The organism is Acidovorax sp. LjRoot117 (assembly GCF_964252695.1).
Taxonomy (GTDB): Bacteria; Pseudomonadota; Gammaproteobacteria; order Burkholderiales; family Burkholderiaceae_C; genus Acidovorax.
Genome location: NZ_CAXUPO020000003.1, coordinates 527,082 through 545,794 on the forward strand (window position 1 = coordinate 527,082; position 18,713 = coordinate 545,794).

At 50.9% G+C, this 18,713-nt stretch carries 22 protein-coding genes and 4 pseudogenes; 6 read left to right on the top strand and 20 right to left on the bottom strand.

The features are described from left to right. Positions 1–90: 90 nt before the first annotated feature. Positions 91–378: pseudogene (locus ACSQ3D_RS12075) on the bottom strand (integrase core domain-containing protein); the annotation flags it as partial. A 192-nt stretch (positions 379–570) separates the two neighbouring features. On the opposite strand from ACSQ3D_RS12075, the gene ACSQ3D_RS12080 reads away from it, so the two are divergent. From ACSQ3D_RS12080 to ACSQ3D_RS12095, 4 genes and pseudogenes are all read left to right on the top strand, one after another. Continuing rightward, complete coding sequence (locus ACSQ3D_RS12080; protein WP_436127047.1) at positions 571–939, top strand: RHS domain-containing protein; 369 nt, start codon at positions 571–573, stop codon at positions 937–939. A 12-nt stretch (positions 940–951) separates the two neighbouring features. After that, positions 952–1,071, top strand: a pseudogene (locus ACSQ3D_RS12085) (RHS repeat-associated core domain-containing protein); the annotation flags it as partial. Next, positions 1,057–1,404, top strand: coding sequence for an AHH domain-containing protein (locus ACSQ3D_RS12090; RefSeq protein WP_436127209.1), 348 nt, complete (start codon positions 1,057–1,059; stop codon positions 1,402–1,404). The pseudogene ACSQ3D_RS12085 and the gene ACSQ3D_RS12090, both read left to right, overlap by 15 nt. A gap of 76 nt (positions 1,405–1,480) precedes the next feature. Then, positions 1,481–2,056 (top strand): hypothetical protein, encoded by a 576-nt coding sequence (locus ACSQ3D_RS12095; RefSeq protein WP_436127048.1) that lies wholly within the window; start codon positions 1,481–1,483, stop codon positions 2,054–2,056. 28 nt (positions 2,057–2,084) lie between these two features. Here the strand turns inward: ACSQ3D_RS12095 and ACSQ3D_RS12100 are convergent, their stop codons facing one another. The 5 genes from ACSQ3D_RS12100 to ACSQ3D_RS12120 all read right to left on the bottom strand — a co-directional run bounded on the left by ACSQ3D_RS12100 (position 2,085) and on the right by ACSQ3D_RS12120 (position 4,672). Then, a complete protein-coding gene (locus tag ACSQ3D_RS12100; RefSeq protein WP_396503267.1) occupies positions 2,085–2,285 on the bottom strand; it encodes a hypothetical protein in 201 nt (66 codons plus the stop codon). A 66-nt stretch (positions 2,286–2,351) separates the two neighbouring features. Continuing rightward, the gene (locus tag ACSQ3D_RS12105) at positions 2,352–2,882 is read right to left on the bottom strand and encodes a hypothetical protein (RefSeq protein WP_436127049.1); all 531 of its coding nucleotides are present in this window, start codon (positions 2,880–2,882) and stop codon (positions 2,352–2,354) included. 8 nt (positions 2,883–2,890) lie between these two features. Beyond that, positions 2,891–3,400 carry an AHH domain-containing protein gene (locus ACSQ3D_RS12110; protein WP_436127210.1) on the bottom strand — a complete coding sequence of 170 codons (510 nt, stop codon included), beginning with the start codon at positions 3,398–3,400 and terminating at the stop codon, positions 2,891–2,893. 119 nt (positions 3,401–3,519) lie between these two features. Further along, positions 3,520–4,188, bottom strand: coding sequence for an Imm43 family immunity protein (locus ACSQ3D_RS12115; protein WP_436127050.1), 669 nt, complete (start codon positions 4,186–4,188; stop codon positions 3,520–3,522). A 7-nt stretch (positions 4,189–4,195) separates the two neighbouring features. Then, a complete protein-coding gene (locus ACSQ3D_RS12120) occupies positions 4,196–4,672 on the bottom strand; it encodes an AHH domain-containing protein (protein WP_436127211.1) in 477 nt (158 codons plus the stop codon). Positions 4,673–4,683: 11 nt separating this feature from the next. Between ACSQ3D_RS12120 and ACSQ3D_RS12125 the strand changes: the two genes are divergently transcribed. Beyond that, entirely contained in the window at positions 4,684–4,917 is a 234-nt protein-coding gene (locus ACSQ3D_RS12125) for a hypothetical protein (RefSeq protein WP_436127215.1), read from the top strand. A 26-nt stretch (positions 4,918–4,943) separates the two neighbouring features. Here the strand turns inward: ACSQ3D_RS12125 and ACSQ3D_RS12130 are convergent. The 14 genes and pseudogenes from ACSQ3D_RS12130 to ACSQ3D_RS12195 form a co-directional block, all read right to left on the bottom strand. Then, a pseudogene (locus ACSQ3D_RS12130) lies at positions 4,944–5,108 on the bottom strand (hypothetical protein); the annotation flags it as partial. A gap of 115 nt (positions 5,109–5,223) precedes the next feature. Beyond that, positions 5,224–5,892 (bottom strand): Imm43 family immunity protein, encoded by a 669-nt coding sequence (locus tag ACSQ3D_RS12135; protein WP_436127051.1) that lies wholly within the window; start codon positions 5,890–5,892, stop codon positions 5,224–5,226. 8 nt (positions 5,893–5,900) lie between these two features. Further along, complete coding sequence (locus tag ACSQ3D_RS12140) at positions 5,901–6,308, bottom strand: AHH domain-containing protein (protein ID WP_436127052.1); 408 nt, start codon at positions 6,306–6,308, stop codon at positions 5,901–5,903. A gap of 41 nt (positions 6,309–6,349) precedes the next feature. Next, positions 6,350–7,132 (bottom strand): annotated as a pseudogene (locus tag ACSQ3D_RS12145) (IS3 family transposase); the annotation flags it as partial. Between the two features lie 6 nt (positions 7,133–7,138). Next, on the bottom strand, positions 7,139–7,627 hold the full coding sequence (locus tag ACSQ3D_RS12150; RefSeq protein WP_436127053.1) for a hypothetical protein: 489 nt from the start codon (positions 7,625–7,627) through the stop codon (positions 7,139–7,141). Between the two features lie 128 nt (positions 7,628–7,755). Beyond that, positions 7,756–8,724 (bottom strand): hypothetical protein, encoded by a 969-nt coding sequence (locus ACSQ3D_RS12155; RefSeq protein ID WP_436127054.1) that lies wholly within the window; start codon positions 8,722–8,724, stop codon positions 7,756–7,758. Between the two features lie 76 nt (positions 8,725–8,800). Next, entirely contained in the window at positions 8,801–9,772 is a 972-nt protein-coding gene (locus tag ACSQ3D_RS12160; RefSeq protein WP_436127055.1) for a hypothetical protein, read from the bottom strand. 25 nt (positions 9,773–9,797) lie between these two features. Beyond that, positions 9,798–10,541: a hypothetical protein gene (locus tag ACSQ3D_RS12165; protein ID WP_436127056.1), complete on the bottom strand. Its 744-nt coding sequence runs from the start codon at positions 10,539–10,541 to the stop codon at positions 9,798–9,800. Positions 10,542–10,554: 13 nt separating this feature from the next. Next, positions 10,555–10,947 carry a DUF4150 domain-containing protein gene (locus ACSQ3D_RS12170; protein WP_436127057.1) on the bottom strand — a complete coding sequence of 131 codons (393 nt, stop codon included), beginning with the start codon at positions 10,945–10,947 and terminating at the stop codon, positions 10,555–10,557. 2 nt (positions 10,948–10,949) lie between these two features. After that, positions 10,950–12,053 (bottom strand): hypothetical protein, encoded by a 1,104-nt coding sequence (locus ACSQ3D_RS12175; RefSeq protein ID WP_436127058.1) that lies wholly within the window; start codon positions 12,051–12,053, stop codon positions 10,950–10,952. Beyond that, positions 12,050–13,183, bottom strand: coding sequence for a DUF2169 family type VI secretion system accessory protein (locus ACSQ3D_RS12180; RefSeq protein ID WP_436127059.1), 1,134 nt, complete (start codon positions 13,181–13,183; stop codon positions 12,050–12,052). Before ACSQ3D_RS12180 ends, ACSQ3D_RS12175 begins: the two co-directional genes overlap by 4 nt. A gap of 18 nt (positions 13,184–13,201) precedes the next feature. Then, on the bottom strand, positions 13,202–13,786 hold the full coding sequence (locus tag ACSQ3D_RS12185; RefSeq protein ID WP_436127060.1) for a DUF6484 domain-containing protein: 585 nt from the start codon (positions 13,784–13,786) through the stop codon (positions 13,202–13,204). Between the two features lie 27 nt (positions 13,787–13,813). Then, positions 13,814–14,932 (bottom strand): hypothetical protein, encoded by a 1,119-nt coding sequence (locus tag ACSQ3D_RS12190; protein WP_436127061.1) that lies wholly within the window; start codon positions 14,930–14,932, stop codon positions 13,814–13,816. 39 nt (positions 14,933–14,971) lie between these two features. After that, entirely contained in the window at positions 14,972–17,281 is a 2,310-nt protein-coding gene (locus ACSQ3D_RS12195; RefSeq protein ID WP_436127062.1) for a type VI secretion system Vgr family protein, read from the bottom strand. Between the two features lie 272 nt (positions 17,282–17,553). Here ACSQ3D_RS12195 and ACSQ3D_RS12200 point away from each other — a divergent pair, with 272 nt between their 5' ends. Then, the gene (locus ACSQ3D_RS12200) at positions 17,554–18,684 is read left to right on the top strand and encodes an AP2/ERF family transcription factor (protein WP_436127063.1); all 1,131 of its coding nucleotides are present in this window, start codon (positions 17,554–17,556) and stop codon (positions 18,682–18,684) included. Positions 18,685–18,713 lie beyond the last annotated feature (29 nt).

Here is an 18,713-nt window from a genome sequence, read left to right on the forward strand (position 1 = left end):
GAATCGACAATGGCTATTTCACCGCGATGCCTAAACTAAAGCAGCACTTGCTTTGATTGGTCAGGCATGCGCAACGCGCCGCGCAGGCGCTTAGCTGTAGCATCCCGCACGATCATATGGCCGCTTGAGAAACAGATCCGGGCGCTCCTGGTACCACTCTTTCATCGCCTGCATGGGCGTCTTGCTGCCCAGCGCTGACTGCGGCAATTGGTGGTTGTACAGCGCCACATAGCGCTGAAAGGTCTGCTGCATGTCCTCGCAACTGTTGAAGCGGTGGGTATTGAGCACGTCTGCGATGCGGCCATTGAAGCGCACCCCCATGCCATTGGTTCTGGGCGTCCTGGGCCTTGTCAGCCGGTGCTCGATGTCCAGCTCCTGGTCATTCGGCGCACCCGGGGCAATCAGAGTGCAGGAAAGCCATAGTGAGACCGATCTGCGCTGGAATGCAGACCATCAGCTGGTTGAAGCCACCACCACGCGCCATGGCGTAAAGCAGGCGACCCGCTATGCTTACGACGCGCTGGGCAGGCGGGTGGGAAAGGCCGATGCCTTCGGCGCCACGCGGTATCTGTGGGATGGCGATCTGATGGTGCAAAGCCAGCGCGTGGACGTAGCAGTCTGTTCATCTATGAGCCAGGCAGCTTTGTCCCGCTGGCAACTGCGCAGGGAACGCAGAACGACCACCACACTTACTGGTATCAGTGCGACCAGATCGGCACGCCGCAGGAGTTGACCTACGAGCAGGGAGGCACTGCTTGGGCTGCGGATTACAAAGTTTGGGGAGAGGCGCGGGTGCGGGAAACAACGGCTCGCACCGGGACGGATGGCGCATCGGCACGAAATGGCCGCCACTGGCATGAAAGGCAGACGCCCTATTTGACCCCAGGGGCTGCTATTGAGCAACCATTTCGGTTCCAGGGGCAGCAGTTTGATGAATAAACCGGCCTTCATTACAACCGGTTCAGGTACTACGACCCCATAGTTGGACGATTTGTTAGTCAAGATCCCATTGGACTAAAAGGCGGTCAACATCTATTTGTTTATACTCCAAATCCTTTGACTCTGGCAGATCCACTCGGACTGGACTATCGATCTACGTTTTGGAATACTGTCGGAGGATTAGGACGGGAAAAATATCAAGTTCATCACATCATTCCACAAAAAATTTACGATAAGCATGCTTCGCTTATGAGCTGCGCAGGAATTGAAAAAGATGGGCCAGATAATATGATTGGATTGCCCAATAAGGCAGAGTACGCGGGAACGCGAACGGGACGTTATTTCGGAACCTCAATGCACAACACCAGTCACTCAGCTTATTCGAATAGTGTAGATAAAGCTCTTACTGCTGTATCAAAGCTTCCCACCTGTGCCGCTAAGAAAGCGGGCGCAAAAGCCATATAAGAAACACTGAGAGAGGCGTTACGTCGCGATGGTAATCCAGTAGTGAAAAGTCAGGGATCCACTGAAGCTGCTTGGGATGACATTCTTAAATAAGGCGGAGATTAAAATGTCAAATGCTCAGTTAATTTTAAATCTTGATTCAGCCGTCAAGATTTTTGAGGAAATTTTAAATGATCGAAATTTTTTGAGTGGAAATTACGTTCCACATGCGGGTGAGGAGGTTGTTTATGACAAAGACAAGGCCGCATACTTTGCAACAAGTCAAGATGCGCAAGATACCGATCCTAGTGTTGCATACTGGACTGGCATTCTAGAGTCAGAAAATGAATTATTAAACTCGACAAATATCAAAATGGAATTACTAGATGATGGCAAGGAAATTGTTAGCCAGATCGATGCGGCCACATCCAGGATTACAGAAAAAATAAAAGAAAAAGTAAAATTCCTAGAATTGCCTGATGAATTTTCAGATGTTATATCTGAAAATTTCTATGTATTCGTTAATGAGCTGACATTCTTCAAGCGATTGTGCACATTTCAGGAGAGGCTATCTCTTGTCTATAAAAATGGGGGGGTTCCGTGTGGTTGGAGAGGTGACTTCCCTAATGGCAGACTGATGATTTTTTGTAAGAATGCATCCTGCAGCCCCTAGACAGGCCTACATGTCGCTACACGGCCGTTCAATAAGAGTCGAGCAGATGGCGGCGGCCAGCAAACAGCTGGCTGTGAATGTCCAACCTGTGCTCGAAGCGAATGGGAATTCTGCCAAAACAGGCGAACTTGGTCATCTGCACCAGCTCGTCTTGGCCGAGCCCGCTATTGCCGGGCAAGAGCCTGCCCGCCAAACCTTGGCCGACATGGAGCGCGATGCGGCGGTGCATCGCGAGATTAGCTGCAGCCAGGGCTAACTCAAGAGCCAGTTCGACTACGATTTGTATAATATTTAACTATAAATTTTCTTTGGAGAAGATTATTAATTTTCCCTTTGGAAAATCACCTCTCCACCCGCAAGGAAAAAATCTTCTCTCGTAAACATCTAGGAGCTCTTTCTGAAAATCAGACAATTCCCCGAAGTATGAAGCCTCGTTAAGAAAAACATTGAAATTCTCAGAGATGACGTACGAGATATCATCGGGCAGATCAAGTTGCCGCACCTTTTTATCAATATCCCGCGCTAGAATACGGCTATATGCGGATATTTTTTCGTTAATTTTTCTCCTGCCGACTTCGCCAATTCCAACATTTTCAAAATCTAGTAATTTATTATTGCATTCAAGAATGGATGTCCAGTATTGTATTTCTGGATATGCGTCTTGAATATCTTGGTCTGTTGAGTAGCGGATTGCGTCTTCGATATCGTGCGTAACCTCTTCATGAACTCCCGCACTCATCCCAAATAAAAACTCTTCGTCGCTGATAAGAAATTTCAGTCGGTTAAACATTAAATCAACATTTTCTAGTGCGCGCTCTATTTTCATACTCGCTCTCAAGGTAAATTAATAATTAAACCCCAGCTACCTTCGGTCGAACCTTCTCTATTCATTAGAGGGCTCCCCTTTCTTCTGAGCGCTTCTCTTAAAGTTTCTTGCAATGCTTTCGCCCCAGCTTTTTTTGCAGCGCATGTTGGTAGTTTTGCTATTTTATTAAGTGCGCTATTGACGGCTTTTGAGTATTCTGAGTGACTAGTGTTGTGTGGAGAAGTGCCGAAATATCGGCCAGTACGAGTTCCTGCATGTTCTGCTTTTTTTGGCAATCCAATAAGATTATCGGGTTCGTCTTTCTTGATGCCTGCACAGTTCATTAATGCGGTATGCTTATCATATACGGCTTGAGGAATTATATGATGAACTTGATATTTATCCCTTTCGGCATGACCGACAGCATCCCAAAAAGTAGATCGATAATCTAGGCCAGAGGGGTCAGATAGTGTAATTCGATTTGGGGCGTACGCAAAAAGATTTGCACCTCCCGCAAGTCCGATGGGATCTTGACTAATAGCGTTTAGAGTCTATGCAATCATCAGGGATGCGACAGCTAGCGACATTGGCCGCGGCCAATTCAGCTTGATCTTTTTGAAGATAGAGAGCCGTGGTCGGATTCAATTCTAAATATGAATCAAATTGGCCATACTGTGTTTCGTGGCTCCTTGTTGCCTGCGTTTGTCAAAAAGCTAGTCATTGTTTGCCACCTAGCTTCTTCCACAGGGTAGAAATTTACACCTTTAATTTTCGCCGCTATGGCTGCATCGTGAAAAAGCGCTGAGCAAAAAAGAGTCGTTTGCTCCCCAATCAGATCATCAACTCCGAAAAGAGACTGACTAACATCATTCTTTAAAAATAATTTACTCAGGTTGAATCTTGTGTCCTCCTTTTCATGCAAACTGTTTTTCAAGTCGGCAACCTTCGAAAATTTCAGATACTCAATGCGAACAATATGATAATTCTCGCCGGAAACATATTTGCCAGCTGGATTTCTCACGTCTATCCTCTTCGGTGAAGAATAGTTAGCACCGGTGGAATGCATCACCGCCAAGAATCCCTCGCTAACAATATAAATATCGCCGCTTAGGCTGCGAATTCCGAAGTCTATTTTTTTATATTTGGTTATATAGCATGAATTCTCCGGGAGTTCACAATTCCAAGAATTTGAGTACCAAGGAAAAGACACTATAATTTTTTTTGCCGATTGTAGATTTTCATAGAATTTATCGAATAATCCATAATCCTCAGCCAAACTGGCGGGATATCCATCATCGTGCTTTGCGCTAAGTACATATTTTTTCATTTGATCCCTAACCAAGACGAACTGGAGTACCCCTTCCGGGTACAGATAGCAAAATTCTGTTCTGCTGCTGTAGTTGACATATCTTGCTGCGACCCTGACCAATGTCAATCTTTTTGTCTGTCAAATCCTGCTCTATTTGCCTTACTTGTCTTTCCACCAATGCAGAGTAAAGAGGGTGAGAGCCGCAGTGATAAAATTTTCGCCTCATAGATCGAGCCTTCTTATCACTACCAGGCATTAATAAGCCGTTGGACGCTGCGTCACACTGACCTCCCATCCCAATCTTTTTAAAGAAATCTTCATGCTTACCCCAAATTTCCTCCGGGATTAGATGGTGAGCCTGCTTTTCATCGCCGTTTGTTCCGCCTAGCGCCCGATTCAATGCCGTGCTACATAATCCCAGTGGATCAATCCAATTCAGTGGATTTGCAACGTATTCATATTTATTCAGGCCGCCAGCTAGTCCAATGGGGTCATTTGATATGAAGCGACCACATGCCGGGTCATAGTAACGGTATCGGTTGTGGTGAAGACCGGTTCTTCATCAAACAGCTGCCCTTGAAGGCGCAATGGCTGATCGATGAATGGGAGATTTCTTTCGCTTTTGATGTTCTCGATGAACCCACAGACCATGAATATGGAGCGCTGATGTCCCTGGCTATCGCACCGTCAGTGCCCGTCATCGGAAAATCAATGGCTTTGATTTTTGCCTCTTCCCAGACCTTGTAATCCGCAGCCCAGACGATGTTACCCTGCGCATCCGTTAATTCTTGTGATGCACCGATATGGTCGCACCGGTACCAATACGCGCACTGGCTTTCAGGATCGGTCGATGCTCCTTGCGCTGTGGCCAAAATCAAGAAAATCTGGAGTTTAAAGATGAACAACGATTCCCACGCATAAGACTCGCGGGTGAGCAATATTAAGGGAAAAGCGGCTCAGGCTCACATGAAAGTCTCGTCGCGCACTCGACCTATTTGAATTATCACGCGTTGGCTCTCAACTTCACGGACGCGGGATTGTGAGAGCTTTCACTCAGATTGGCCAAACTGTGTTGGCAGGTTCTTTCTTCCCCATATTCAACAAGAAATCAAAACCTGATTGCCACTTTGCTTTTGTCTCTTCGAAAAAATTTACACCCTTAATGCCAGCTTGAATTGCCTCATCACGAAAAGGCCCCGAACAGAATAATGTTGATTGAACCCCAGATAGCTCATCAAGTAAAAAAAAGGATTCCTTGAAGGATTTTCTAAATAAAATTTTTTTAATATTTATTCCCTCTTCATCTTCATTAAATATACTTTTTTCCGTATCTACCGCATCATAGAACTTTGATTCACTTATTCTTATAACGAAATAGGATATATCCGTTACTTCCTCTCCGGCCCTATCTTTGATATTAACTCTTTGCTCATCGCTGTAAATTCCGCGCTGATTTTTGACTATCTTCAGGAAATCTTCGTTAACCAGGTATAAATTCATGTGAAGCTTCCTGATTCCAAAATTAATTCGCTTTAACTTTGTAATGTAGTAGGCATCGACTGGCAAATGACAATTATTTGGATCTGCATACCATGGGAATGAACCGATTTTTTTCTTGGCAGCTTGTATATCTTCATAAAATTTGTCAAATAATCCGTAATCTTCTGCCAATCCAATTGGGCAACCCAATTCAACTTTCGAGCTAAGAACGTATTTAATCATAATAAATCCTAACCGACTCTGATCGGGGTTCCTCGACCAGGCATAGATAAAATAATTCTATTCTGTTGTTGAATTTGAGCTATCTTGTTTCGCGCTTGAGAATCATTTATTTTTCCGCCTTCAAAATCTTTTCTGATTTTTTCGACTTTTGCATCGGTCGCCAGTGAGTAAAGTGGATGGCTCCCGCAATGATGAAATTTACGCCTCATAGAACGAGCCTTCTGCTCACTGCAAGGCATCAATACACCATAGCAGCTTTGTCGCGTTTGTCCTTCCATGCCAATCTTTTTGAAGAAGTCCTCATGCTTACCCCAAATCTCTTCAGGAATCAAATGGTGAGCCTGCTTTCCATCTCCAGTTTTGCCACCAAGTGCCCTGTCAAGAGTAGAGCTACATGTCACATCCCGGACGATCATATGGCCGCTTGTGAAACAGATCCTGAATCGCCCCGGCTTATCTAGACACTTTTGAGCCGTTGGGAATGTCGCTGTTCGAACTCTACAGGGGATAGTCCTGCCGCCGATGAATGACGGCGCTGTGAGTTGTAGAACATTTCGATGTAGTTGAAGACGTCCGCTCTCGCATCATCACGGGTTGCATAGACCCGCCTGCGGATGCGTTCGCGCTTGAGCAGTTGGAAGAAGCTCTCGGCCACAGCGTTGTCGTGGCAGTTGCCCCGACGGCTCATGCTGGAGACTAGGTTGTGAGCGCGCAGGAAGTCTTGCCATACATGCCCAGTGAACTGACAGCCTTGATCGGAATGAACCATGACAGGTGCACGCGGCTGGCGGCGCCATAGCGCCATCAGCAGTGCATCGAGGACCAGGCTCGTGTCAATGCGGCTGCCCATGGACCAGCCCACTACCTGGCGTGAGAACAGATCGACCACAACCGCCAGGTACAGCCAGCCTTCGTGGGTTCGGATGTAGGTGATGTCAGTCACCCAAGACTGATTGGACTCATCCACCTTGAACTGACGCTTCAGATGGTTTGGTGCGGCCACGGCGGGCTTGCCGCCTCGCATTCCAGGCCGGCGGCCGTAGCCCGTCTGCGATCGCAGGCCTTCGATCTTGAGCAACCGCGCCACGCGATGCTTGCCGCAACGCTCGCCCAGGTCGCGCATGTCCAGCGTGAGCTTGCGGTAGCCGTAGACACCGCCGCTCTCCAGCCATGCCTGCTTGAGAAGGCCCAACAAGCGTTGATCTTCCTTGCCGTGAGCACTCACCGGATTGCTTGACCAAAGAGATTACTTCAACTCACGCCACGAACCCACACGGATCAAACTAAACGTCACTAGTTTCCTACTGTCCGTATCAAATACTGCCATCACACTCAAGGCCTGAGATGCTACGCCTTCCAGAGTGAAGCACAGCATGGGATGCATATCCATAATCTCTTCGAACGGCGGAGAAAAAAGGGCTATAACGTCTTGAGCCGTTGCTTGCCGGGCCTCGAACCCCGCGGGCCATCCCCCACTCCAGTTGCCGACGCCTAGGGTGATGCCGTGCAATCCCCATTTCTGCTCTTCAGGCATAGCGGTCGGGTCTATGCACTGTAGCGTTAGCGTAAGGCCATGAGCTTCAATAGCGACATGGTAGGGCTCATCATTTTTTTGCTGGCGCAAGATGCTTAATGGGACCTCAATGTGCGGCAGCGCCGCGAGCGAATCCAGTCCGCTGCATGCGCCGAGGTGATTGACAAGTAGCTGTGGAAAGGCATACAGGCTAGTATTCATGTTTGCAGAAAATATGCTCTTGATATGGAATTTAAGTACTGATTTGACTATCTAAAAAATCTGGAATGGAAATTCCTTTTGTGCAACGAAGTCATTCACCTTCCATATTGGATCTACAAACCTGTGAGTTACATAGGAATTTGTACCTGTTCGGATGTCCATTTTTTTCCGTCAAAGCGCGTCAGCCAGGTGCCGGGAGCACCCAGTAAGGCTCCCAGACCGATCAACCCACAATTAGTAACCCTTATCCTTGTTACGAACTCTGACGACACCTTGGGAATCAAACGGAAGACATTTCCATCAAGCCACGAAACACCGTTCTTGCTGTTAGCGGCATACAGCTTTCCCTGAAACTCGCCAAAATCTGAAAATCGGAACTTCGTGATATCTCCATCGAAGTCAATTTCAAGCGGCTCCCATCGACCTTCCCCATCCCAGCGCCAAGCGGAGCCATCCCATCCCCCAATATATACCTCGCGCTCACTTTTGCACCACACAGCTTGCAATTTTGTATTGCTCGGGCAAGCGACGCTGCTCCACTTCCCATCACGCATCACTGCGACTAAGCCTTCGTTTCCTACAGCAACTGCAAACTTTGCGCCCAAGCCATGTATTCGCTGCACACTATCATCTGCATCACTCGGATTCTTCAAGACAGATTTAACAAATCTCCCTTCCGAGTAGCTAACAATTTCATTTGAATACATGCCAAACTCTACTGAGGCTTGGTCTGCCACATATATAGCACGAACCAATCCATCTGCATCTGCGACTTTGGATAAGTCGAGCTTTTCAGAACGCCCATTTTGTATAATAAAAAACCCTTCTTCTTCCCCGACATACAGCTCTCCCCGCGGTCCACGCGCTAGGCACTCAAGGCTGGGTGAATAGTCGCTTGCGAGATCTCGGCCTTTCAACACTTCAATAAAAGAAGTTTTATTTTCTGAAAATATCACCTTTAGAATCAAACATTTTACACTTTCAATGGGGTCTATTTGCCTATGATTATTGGCAATGATATATATCTCATTATTCATGTCTCCACTACAAACGTCTTGGAGCTTCGTGTAGACGTTTTCCGTGTTCGAAGATTTCATATAAAATCAAAGTGGCATTGAACCACCGAATGAAACAACATTTCGAAATTTCCGACTAGCTATATTTTGCGACACATCAGAAGGGTATAGAAACTCGCTGAGCATTCCACTTTTCCCCATCGAAGCGTACAAACCAGTTGCAATAGGAGCCCCACCCACTCCCTACTCCAACAAGCCCCACATTTGTAATTTTTATTCTGCCAATGACTGCGCCTTCTACTTCCGGCACATTTTTAAATCCATCTTTGCTCAATCTATAAATCCCCGAGCCTCCAAATGCGCCATAAAGAACACCCATGTATTCCGCAAAACCGCAGATTGAAGTTTTGTCATCGCGGAATTCCACATCCAACTTCTTGAAACGTTCGTCACCATCCCAAATCCAAACATCGCCGGCTCTGCTGCCGATGTATATTTCATTGGATTTCAAGCAAAAGACAGAAAGCAAGTCATCATTCGTTGGTGGTGATATTCGCTGCCAGCCCATTCCATCGGAATAGCGAGCAATCAAACCAGCATCTCCAACAGCAACCATGAAATCAGAGCCGATGCCATGAATAGCTGTTATAAAAGATTTTCCCATTTCATCGGGCACGATAGGATAAGATTTGCAGAAATCCTCATCAACATGCACAATGGAACCCGCTCCAGTGCCAAAAACGGCACTCCTCTCACCCCTTATGTATAACGAATACTGAATTCCTGCAGGCGGAAAATTTTTAGTGATGTTTTTTATTAAATTCACACCATTGCTGCTGAGTAAAAATCCATCTTGCTCACCAACATAGACGTGACCATAGGGATCTTTATCAATGCAATTGAAGTTCGAATAATAATCAGTTATTGACTCATACGCATTGAAGATCGTCGAAAATTCCAGGCGATCGCCGTCTACAGTCACCTCCAATAGCAGGGACACCAGCCCCTCTATTGGGTCCGGCATTTGAAAAATTTTTCCTATTGCATAAATCTTATTTGGTCCTGATCCGGAGCAAATATCATGCAAGCCCGTATATATATCACTATCGGCGGCAAATTTGTATTGCATATCAATCTCAATTCATGAATTGATTCTAAACATCTTTTCGTGAGTAAGGCACGTGCAATGGTTTAGACCCAGTTAAAACTGCCGGACATTTTTTAGCCATCATTTCATCTACCTTCAGTGCAATGCACTCAGCAGCTATTGGCGTCATTGGCAGAGGATTCTTTATTTCGCTCAATTCCTTTTTCATCTGATCGCGTGCTTCAGGATAAGTTGGAGAGGTACCATTTTCTCTATATGACCTGGAAAATTTATCTTGCATCGCAGTAATTTTATCGTGGTCTTGACCAGGAACATCATTAATCAGCATTGCAATACCATCGTCCACGTCGTACGAAGGGCATCCAGATATTGAACCAGCACTGCCACCGCGAGCATTCTGTAGAAATGCATTTTGTAGAACGTGGTGGGATGCAGTCACATTCTTCATTGATTTATTCTTCAAATCTCTATGGGTGGCAACTCCATATTTCTCGAGCTCTTTCTTGCAGTCAGCATCATCTTTCCGCTTATCGATGTAGGTGTGCAGCAGCACATTTGGAATCGATACTACGGCTAAAGCAACAGCGATTAATGCGACGAAAGGATCAGGCAGTTTTGGCGGTTGCGGAGGAGGCCTGTCTGGTTCTTCCAAACTATAGGGAATACGCTTGTCATAGGGCGTGCCAGTTGGATCGAGCAGCATTCCGCCACCACGGGCTCCGGTACCGGCGATAATGGCCCCCTGCCCGGTGACTCCAGCAGCAGGCGCTGCTGCTAAAGGTAAAACCATGAGCTTGCTTTCGTCACTTCGGGTGATTGTGGGTGGTTTGATCCAGATGGCGGCATACGTTATATCCCTCCACAAAGACGTTCATAGACCACGACTTGAAATACATCCTGCCTTTGATGACATTGGTAATGACGCCTTTCTTGAAGGCCTCGGTAGCTGGCTCATTGCCGGTGCTGGTGCTGAAGTAGCTCTTATCGCGCTGCATTATTTCTTGGCCCTCAATGAACACCGTGGTCGATCCGTTTGTCGTGTCGGTGGCAAAGGCGGTGTTTGGGTAAGGCAGCGGAATACCGATCTTGGGGGGTTTTGGTGGGCTCCCACAGACATCGGGAAATGCCCCTGCAGCCTTGCCCCCTGCAGTCTTAGATGCAATGCACCGTTTGTTTGCGTAGACTTCATGACCCATTTTTATGCTCCAGTTCCAAAACGCAGAATGGCCGCTGCGCGCTGCAAGCCGTCGTTGCTCGCTTGCAGAAGAACGTGTCGGTGAGCACTGCTATTCACGGCCGAAGCTGGTAGGTAGCCTTTGCGGTATGCGTGCAAGGCCCAAGCTATCGCTGAGAGGCTCAGCGATGCTCCAATCTCGCCCAGACATTCCGCCGGCTGCCACATCGAGGGCATGGTTTGACTTGGGTTGTCTTTGAACAAGATGCCTTCTGCCAATGCCGACTCTTTAAAGCGCACATCTAGGCCGTTGCAGTCTGCCAATCGCAGGTCGATGCTTGCGGGCTGGCAACGGGCTTGTGCACAGGCCTCCCAGGTGACCTGAGCCAATTCCCTGCCTGTCACCGGAGCAGGTCTACCAGTCTCGTCAGGCGGGTCGATGTTGGCGAATGAAGTACCAACGATCAAAGGCGCAACAGCCCCCGGCAGCGGTCGCGTCAGCCAAAGCGCCACGGCCGCCTCTCCAGGGATGACTCCAAAATCATTGCTAGGTGTGAGCAACTTCCCATGTTCATCCAAGGAGGCGAGACCTTCGGCGTTAAGCAACGAATCGGCAGCGAGGACCAGCACACAGGGAAAATTTTGTTCGTACAAAAGGTTTTGTGCGATTTGCAAAGCCATCAAACCAGACACATGCCCGTGCGGCAGGTTTCCGCTGATTCCCGCCTTGAATTGCACACCCAAACGGCTTTCAAGGCGTGCGATAAGAGCGGGGTCGCTGTTGGGACGGCCTACTGTCTCTGTTTCGGGCGTGCATAACGCCAATGGCACGTTGGCGCAAAACTCCCGCGTCAGCTGAACGTTGGTTTGTGCCAATGCATTGACCATCATCTCCACCAAGCGGGCATCGCCAAACAAGGTGGGGTCAATGGGCGTGCGTGAGCCGATGATGGGCTCATGGGCGCGGTCCTTGAATGCTGTCTCTTTGTGGTTGTTAAAGCGCACGCGCATGGCTGCGCAGCTCGAATCCACGTCGCCCCCGAGCGCCGTCACCATCCCGACGCCAGCAATGGCTACATGCCGAGATTCGGGCTCACCAGAAGAAAATCGTCCTTTCTTATCCGTCATAACGCTTTGGTCTCACCTGGGCCCGATGGGCGGGAGCTGCGCAGCTGTTTGATGAAGTCTGGCAAGAGAATGGTCGTTGGTTGACCGCGCTCCAGCGGTCTTACGGGATCACCAAACACCACGGCCTTCAGCTCATGCAAGCCTTCGTTCAGCGGATACTGTGTGCGGGCAATGATGCTGAAGCGGCCCGCATCGGGTTCCAAGATCAACGTATCTGGTCGAAGCTGGAGCCTGGTGCTCTTGCCACGCCTGGGGTGGACAGCAGCGAAGTAATCAAGGGCTGGCAAGTTGAAGCGCAGCTCCGAGCCAAAGAGGCTGCTTGCGGCGGTCATGTTCAACAGAGCCACAGGTTGGCCTGATACCAGTTCAGTCAGCCATTGATCTTGCGCCGCGCTTTGAAAGTAAAGCGGGTCAAAGTCGTGGGGCAAACGCGGCCATCGTGTGGTGCGCCAGACATCGTCGTAAGTACCTGCTAAGGGTGCGCGAGGCATCCAGTTGCGAGCGACCGGCCCCATGCCTAGCGAAGCGAACTGCCTGCAAGGTTCGCGGAAGCGCGCTGTCATTGGCTCCAACTGGGGAAGACGCAGGCCATCTGCTTTTCGTGACGCTGGATTGTCACAGTAACCCGTGCCCGCTAGATTGGTTTCGCACCAGCGGTCCGGATCACTTTCCACTTTGCCTGGGTCGGCTCCCCCAAACCCTTTTGTATAGGACGCCGGCAAGGATACGATGGGCTCAATAGCGCTGGCTTTGCCAGAAACAAGACCTGATTGCCAAGTGCGGGCTCCGGTGGCCACCATGGATTTGGTTTGCTTCCCCACGGAAACTGCAAACGGGAAACGCTCTGTGGGTTTACCTTCAGGCGCATGGGCTGTCCCCACCACCAAAAACTCAGGGTGCAGTTTTTCATAGGAAATGTCGGCTTCGTACGCCACACCTCCCAAGCCGGTTTCATCTACTGGCATATCACTGTAGAACCAAGGCACCAAATCGTCCGCAATGCGTACTGTGTCGCCTGGTTTAGGTAGCGCGTAGGTAGCCTTGAGCATCAATGTGGCGCGCTCGTATCCATGGTCATCCGTGGCTTTTCGCACATCAACCATGCAGCGGTAGTGGTTCTCGATGTTCATCCGAGTCTCGTCCGCAGCTCAGTTCAAGGTAACGCAAGCACCGCGTATTGCATTCTGCCCAGATGCCCGGCTGATCAAGTCTGTACCCCGTATTTCAATCGAGCCGTCTTGATTGAGAACAATGCTTGCCTTGCCGCACCGCAACACAAGCTGCTTGGTAGCCATGAGGGTTAACACTTCCTGGTTGTCCAGCACCACGCGTATATCGGCTAAGTCATCGGGTGGCGTCAGTTGCATTTCTTGACTGGTATTTTGCAATTCAGTCGTATCGCTCCCCGCGACAACGCCTAGTACGATAGGGCGCGTGAGTCGCGCCCCAACGAATTGCAGCAGCACAGATTGCCCTGGGAGCACGGCGCCAACATGGCTCAACACGAGCGCTACTTGAGCTTCAGCTGACGGGTTTTCTGGATAGGTTACCCAGCAGGTGGACGATGTATCTGCTGGCGAGGGTTTCGCAATGCCTACTACTAGACCAATGGTGGAATGACCGCTGGCGAGAATGGCGGGCTGCAATTGGACGCTGGAAGTAACGCCGGGCGTATGCTCTGCCACAGTCGCAGTCGCAGCGGGAATAGGTCTGCGCATTTTGGTTTTTGACATCGTGAATTTTCTTCAAAATATGCTGCGTCATGACGGAATTGACGACAACACTCGACGCTGAACTTCACAATTGCTACGCACTGGAATCAGGCATGGTTGAGGTTCATGCAGCAACCGCATAGCGGCAACCTCGCGGTCAACTTGATAACCCGATCGGATGACCTCCAACAAATGCTGGCGAGTGATCGATTTGCCTAGAAAGTAAACGGTATCGAGATTGAACTCACTGCTGTGCGCTTGGAACCAGTGCTTGGCTTCTTCTGTAGCTTGGTTGAGTACAACTGGCTCAATGGTGGAAAGCACTTGACGATCTGCCTGCACGGCTTGAAGAGCGTCCAAACCAGTGATTCGGCGGAATGCATCCAGTGCACATATCGTGTAGGTCGACTGCACTGCACATTGCAGGAGCCATGGCAAAGCGTTTGCATCCCCGGAAATTCCAACCGCCATGAAGATGGCCTCCGCGCTGAAGCTTTGCCGATTGGCCTCTGAGACCCATCTCATGAATGGAGACAGAGAGTCTGGCGTTAAAGCTGCTCGCGGTGTGTGCTTTAGCAGCAAATGCATGCATAGCGTACTTATCGGATTCGGCTCTTCATGAGTAGGTGAGACGCCAAGAGCGTTTAACGCTGACTCATAGTGTCCTTGTACTTGTCCAGTTCCGTCGATGAAGCGAAGGGCGCTTGATGGGTGCCACAGGTCCACATCCGCTCCATCCGTCACTGATTGCTGCGGCATAACGCTGGTTTGACCCAACCATCGTTGTGCCGCTTGCAGCGCAGGCGTGAAGGACTGATGCGGCTTTACTACTGCGACCCAGTCACTAGCGTTCTCTGGTGCGCCGCCAACGCTGACGGCTAAAAACACAGCTACGAGATCGGCAATGAAGTCAGGTGCATCAGGGTTTTGATTGGCCACCAAGTGCTCAAAAATGGCGAAATTGTCTAACCCAGCTCCATCCATGTAGGCGCATATTTTTTGATCGATTTCCAAATAGTGTGCAAACGTGCCGCGCAACAACATCCTTGGACTGGTCTCTCTGCGCCACCATGCCATGGCCAACTCGACATGGTGACGACAAGTGATCTCTGCGATGCAAGCAGAGGCATTTTTCTCGATGGATGCCGCAGCGATAGGTTGTGACATGCTGATGCGCGCAAATGTTTTACTAGTGCTGTAGCCAGATCAATTGTTGTGAATGGTGCCGCCCTTGTTTTTGAGTGTTGCTCCTGCAGTGTTATTGATGTTGCTGCTAGCGTTGACGTTGACGTCTTTGCCGTTGATCGTCACGGTGCCATCTTTTTTCATGATCATGGTCGAAGCGCCGACGTTGAGCGTGATTGAGTCAGCATCCATCGTGATGCTGGAGCCGCCCCCACTGCCGCCTACGCTGGGAGAGGGGCTAGAGGCGGCGAAACCATTGATACCTGGCGTCGCTCCGCCACCAGCCGCACCGCCACCACCGCCTCCTACATTGAGGGTGTATTTCGTACCAACCTTGGTACTCTGATTCATCCCCACATTGGTCATCATCACCATGCCCACGTTGAGGTTGTACGCCACGCCGATGTTGGTCATACGCGCCACACCAATGTTCTGCATATTGGCAACGCCAATGTTCTGCATGCTGAACAGGCCAATCGTTTCGGTCTTGATCTTGCCCACACTGATACCCCATTTGGTACCAATCGTGTCAGTCTCGTTCACACCAACCGTCTTCGTGCGGTTGACCCCAATGGTTACTGTCTCATTGACCCCCACGTCCTCATCACGATTCACACCGATGGATATTTTTTCGTTCACGTCCACCCGTTCGGTGCGGTTGTTGTGCACCGTGATGGTTTCGTCATGGTTCACCGTCTCGGTACGGTCGTTGCCGATAACGGTAGTCTCGTCATGGTCCACGTTCTTTTGGCGGTCATGTCCCACCCAGTGAGCTTCATCGTTCTCAACCTCGATGAGCTGGTCCTTTTGAGCGTGCAGCCATAGCTGCTCCTGCCCGGCCTTGTCTTCAAAGCGCAGGGCGTTGGCATCGCCTGGACCGTTCTTCATCCCGGCGCCCGCAGCACCGCCTTTGCTTGAGCGGGTCTTTATGCCCGATTGGGTCTGGTTGGCCGGCAGCGACCACGGGGGCATGTTGTCGGCGTTGTAGACCACGCCCACGATGATGGGCCGGTCCGGGTTGGCGTCGATGTGGTCCACCAACACTTCCATGCGGATGCGCGGTATGGCGATAGCACCAAAGTTCGAACCTGCCCAACTGCTGGAAAACCGCATCCAGCAGCTGGAGTTTTCGTCCATGGCACCGATGCGGTCCCAGTGGAACTGCACTTTGACGCGGCCGTACTTGTCGCAATAGATCTCTTCCCCAGGCGGGCCGACCACCCAGGCAGTCTGCAAGCCCTGTGTGCGCGGCTTCGGCGTAATACGCGCGGGCCTGAACGCCCGCGTGGTGGGCAATGCCTCGATGGCAAACCGCTGTGTGGAGCCCACACTTACGTCGCTCACCTGTACGTTCTCTGTGAAGTGGTAGGTGACCGATATCAGCAAGTGCTGCACGTTCTGGTCTTCGCGCGGGTAGTTGCGCAGCGTCATGAAGCAGCCTGTGGCGCCCACCAGGTTTCTGGCGTTGCCCTGGCCTGCTACACGCTCGTGCGCGGCGATGTGCTCTTCGACGCGGACCTTGGCGTAGTGCTCCCCTTGGTCGTACTCCGTAAACTGCCCCGGAAACTCATAGGTCTCGAATCCGTCGTTGGCATGGCCCGGCGGCATTTTGCGCGTGTTGGTCAGATCGGCGCGGGGCTTCTTGAAGTCGAAATCGTCCGTCGCCACTTTGCCCGAGCGCAACCCCTGCGTGAAGTCCCAGTCATCCAGGTTCTCCTCTCGGGCCACCGCGGCCTTTTCAGGAGGATAGAACGGTAGTCCGCCTCCGGCCATGGGCTCGTGCGAGCTGATGGTGTCATCGCAGAACACCAACGTGTGGCTGCCGCTGGAATGTTTGAAGTGAAAGTAGATACCCAGGTCTTCCGCTAGGCGGCACACCAGGTTGCAGTCGCTTTCTGAGTATTGAACCAGGTACTCGACGGATGGATAGGCCTTGGTCAGCCGGAACTCCATGGGCTCACCGTACTTGCCCAGGACATCACGAATGATGTCGGGCACGGTCATGTTCTGAAAGATTTTGAAGTCTGTCTTGCGTGTGGCCAGCCACAGCCAGGGACGCATTTCCAGGAAGTAACTGTACTTGGAAGCGTCCTGCCCCCGCATGCCAAAGCGGCTGATTACGCCATTGAGATACCGCCTACCGCCGCCGTCCGTCTCTACCTCGACCGTTGCCGACTTACCCAGTAGCGCCTTGGGGTCCACGGTTTTGGACTCGCTGATAACCTGCACATTGAAGGTAAAGAGCCTGCTGAGTTCTTCCGTGCCATGGAGTTGGCGCAGCTGCAGCGTATCGCCCAGCGGGGTGTTGATCTTGGTGCGGCGTTGGCTCATGGAAAGCGAGAGGTCGATGGTGTGGGTATAGGTTCAACGCGCACGTCGATACCAAGGGGCCGGGCGATGCTAGCAGCGGGAGATGAAGTAACTTGTTGCGAGATTGCATGCATTGAGTCAATTTTTTGCAACTGATCGCAACAGTACCGTGTCACTTCGAGGAAGAGACATTGCAGGCCTCATTCTTTTTGTATGCTCCTGCGCCACGACAATTCCAAGTCGCGTGAGGAGCCGGCTCCTTATGTGGTACGCCCTTATCCCAATGCACCGCTGTGAAAAACTCAAAGCTGTTTCAGAGGCCTATTGATCCGCAGAATGTGCCGGGAAAGATGCCGTCGACAGGCGGGCCGCGGTTTTATGGGATTTACCGCCAGGTATCCCGCGCAGGCGGGGTGTCGTGGCGGGTATGCCTCAGCCGTAGAGGGCGCTCGTTTGCAAGGACTTTTTCCGTCAAGCGCTATGGAAGCGACGAGGCGGCCATCCACGCAGCACTGGCATACCGTAACAAGGTGGTCAGTGAGCACGCGATGGTGAGCAAGCGGGAGAACCACGTCATTTTGCGGGCCAACTGCCACTCCGGCATTCCTGGCGTTCGCTTGAGCAAAACCAGCGCGTCGGAGCGGTGGATCGCCAGCATTCGGTTGAGCGAGGGGGGTTCTACCTCCGCGTCGTTTTGCGTCAAAAAGTATGGCTTTGAACAGGCATTTGAATTGGCGGTGCAAGCGCGCAAACAGATGCTCGCGCTCGTAGTGGACCAAAAAACTTTTCGCGCGCCATGCGACCCGGTGTTGGCGCTGGCGCCGCAGTGTCTTGTGACTGACGTGGTTGTGCCTTTGACATCTGGCTCGGTCACGGCAGTATCGCGGCCGATCGACGACGTCCAGGGGGTCTTCCGTTTCGTCTATCGAAGGCGGCGCCCCGACGGCACCTGGCTGGAAAGCCCGATGTGGGGCGCTGAATACCGGTGGCCGGACAAAGTGATCACAAGGCGGACCTACTCAGTCACAAGATTTGGAGAAGATGCCTCCAGGCAGATGGCAGTGGACCAGCGTAACGTATGGGACCAAAATCCCCCCGACAAGCCCTTGAAAGGTGCGACAAGAAAAGGACGCCGCGCCAGCCGTAAACCGATTTGCAGTATGCATCGCAAACTCCAGCGATCACGATCCGATGGACGAAGTTTGGCTTACTGGCAAGTGACCTATCGCTTCCCAGGCGATGGGCATCAGCGTACCGCTACATTCAGCGTGACGCGCTACGGCGAGGACGGAGCACGCACACTTGCGGATGCGCAGTGCCAAGAGTGGCTGCGCGAGCCACCAGCCAAGCGCGTTGCACAAACAGGCACCACAGCGGCTGATAGGCTGCCCCGTGCGCCTAGGTCACGAACTGTCAAACACTGATGTGGCGTCTTGCCGTTGAGTAAAAATCC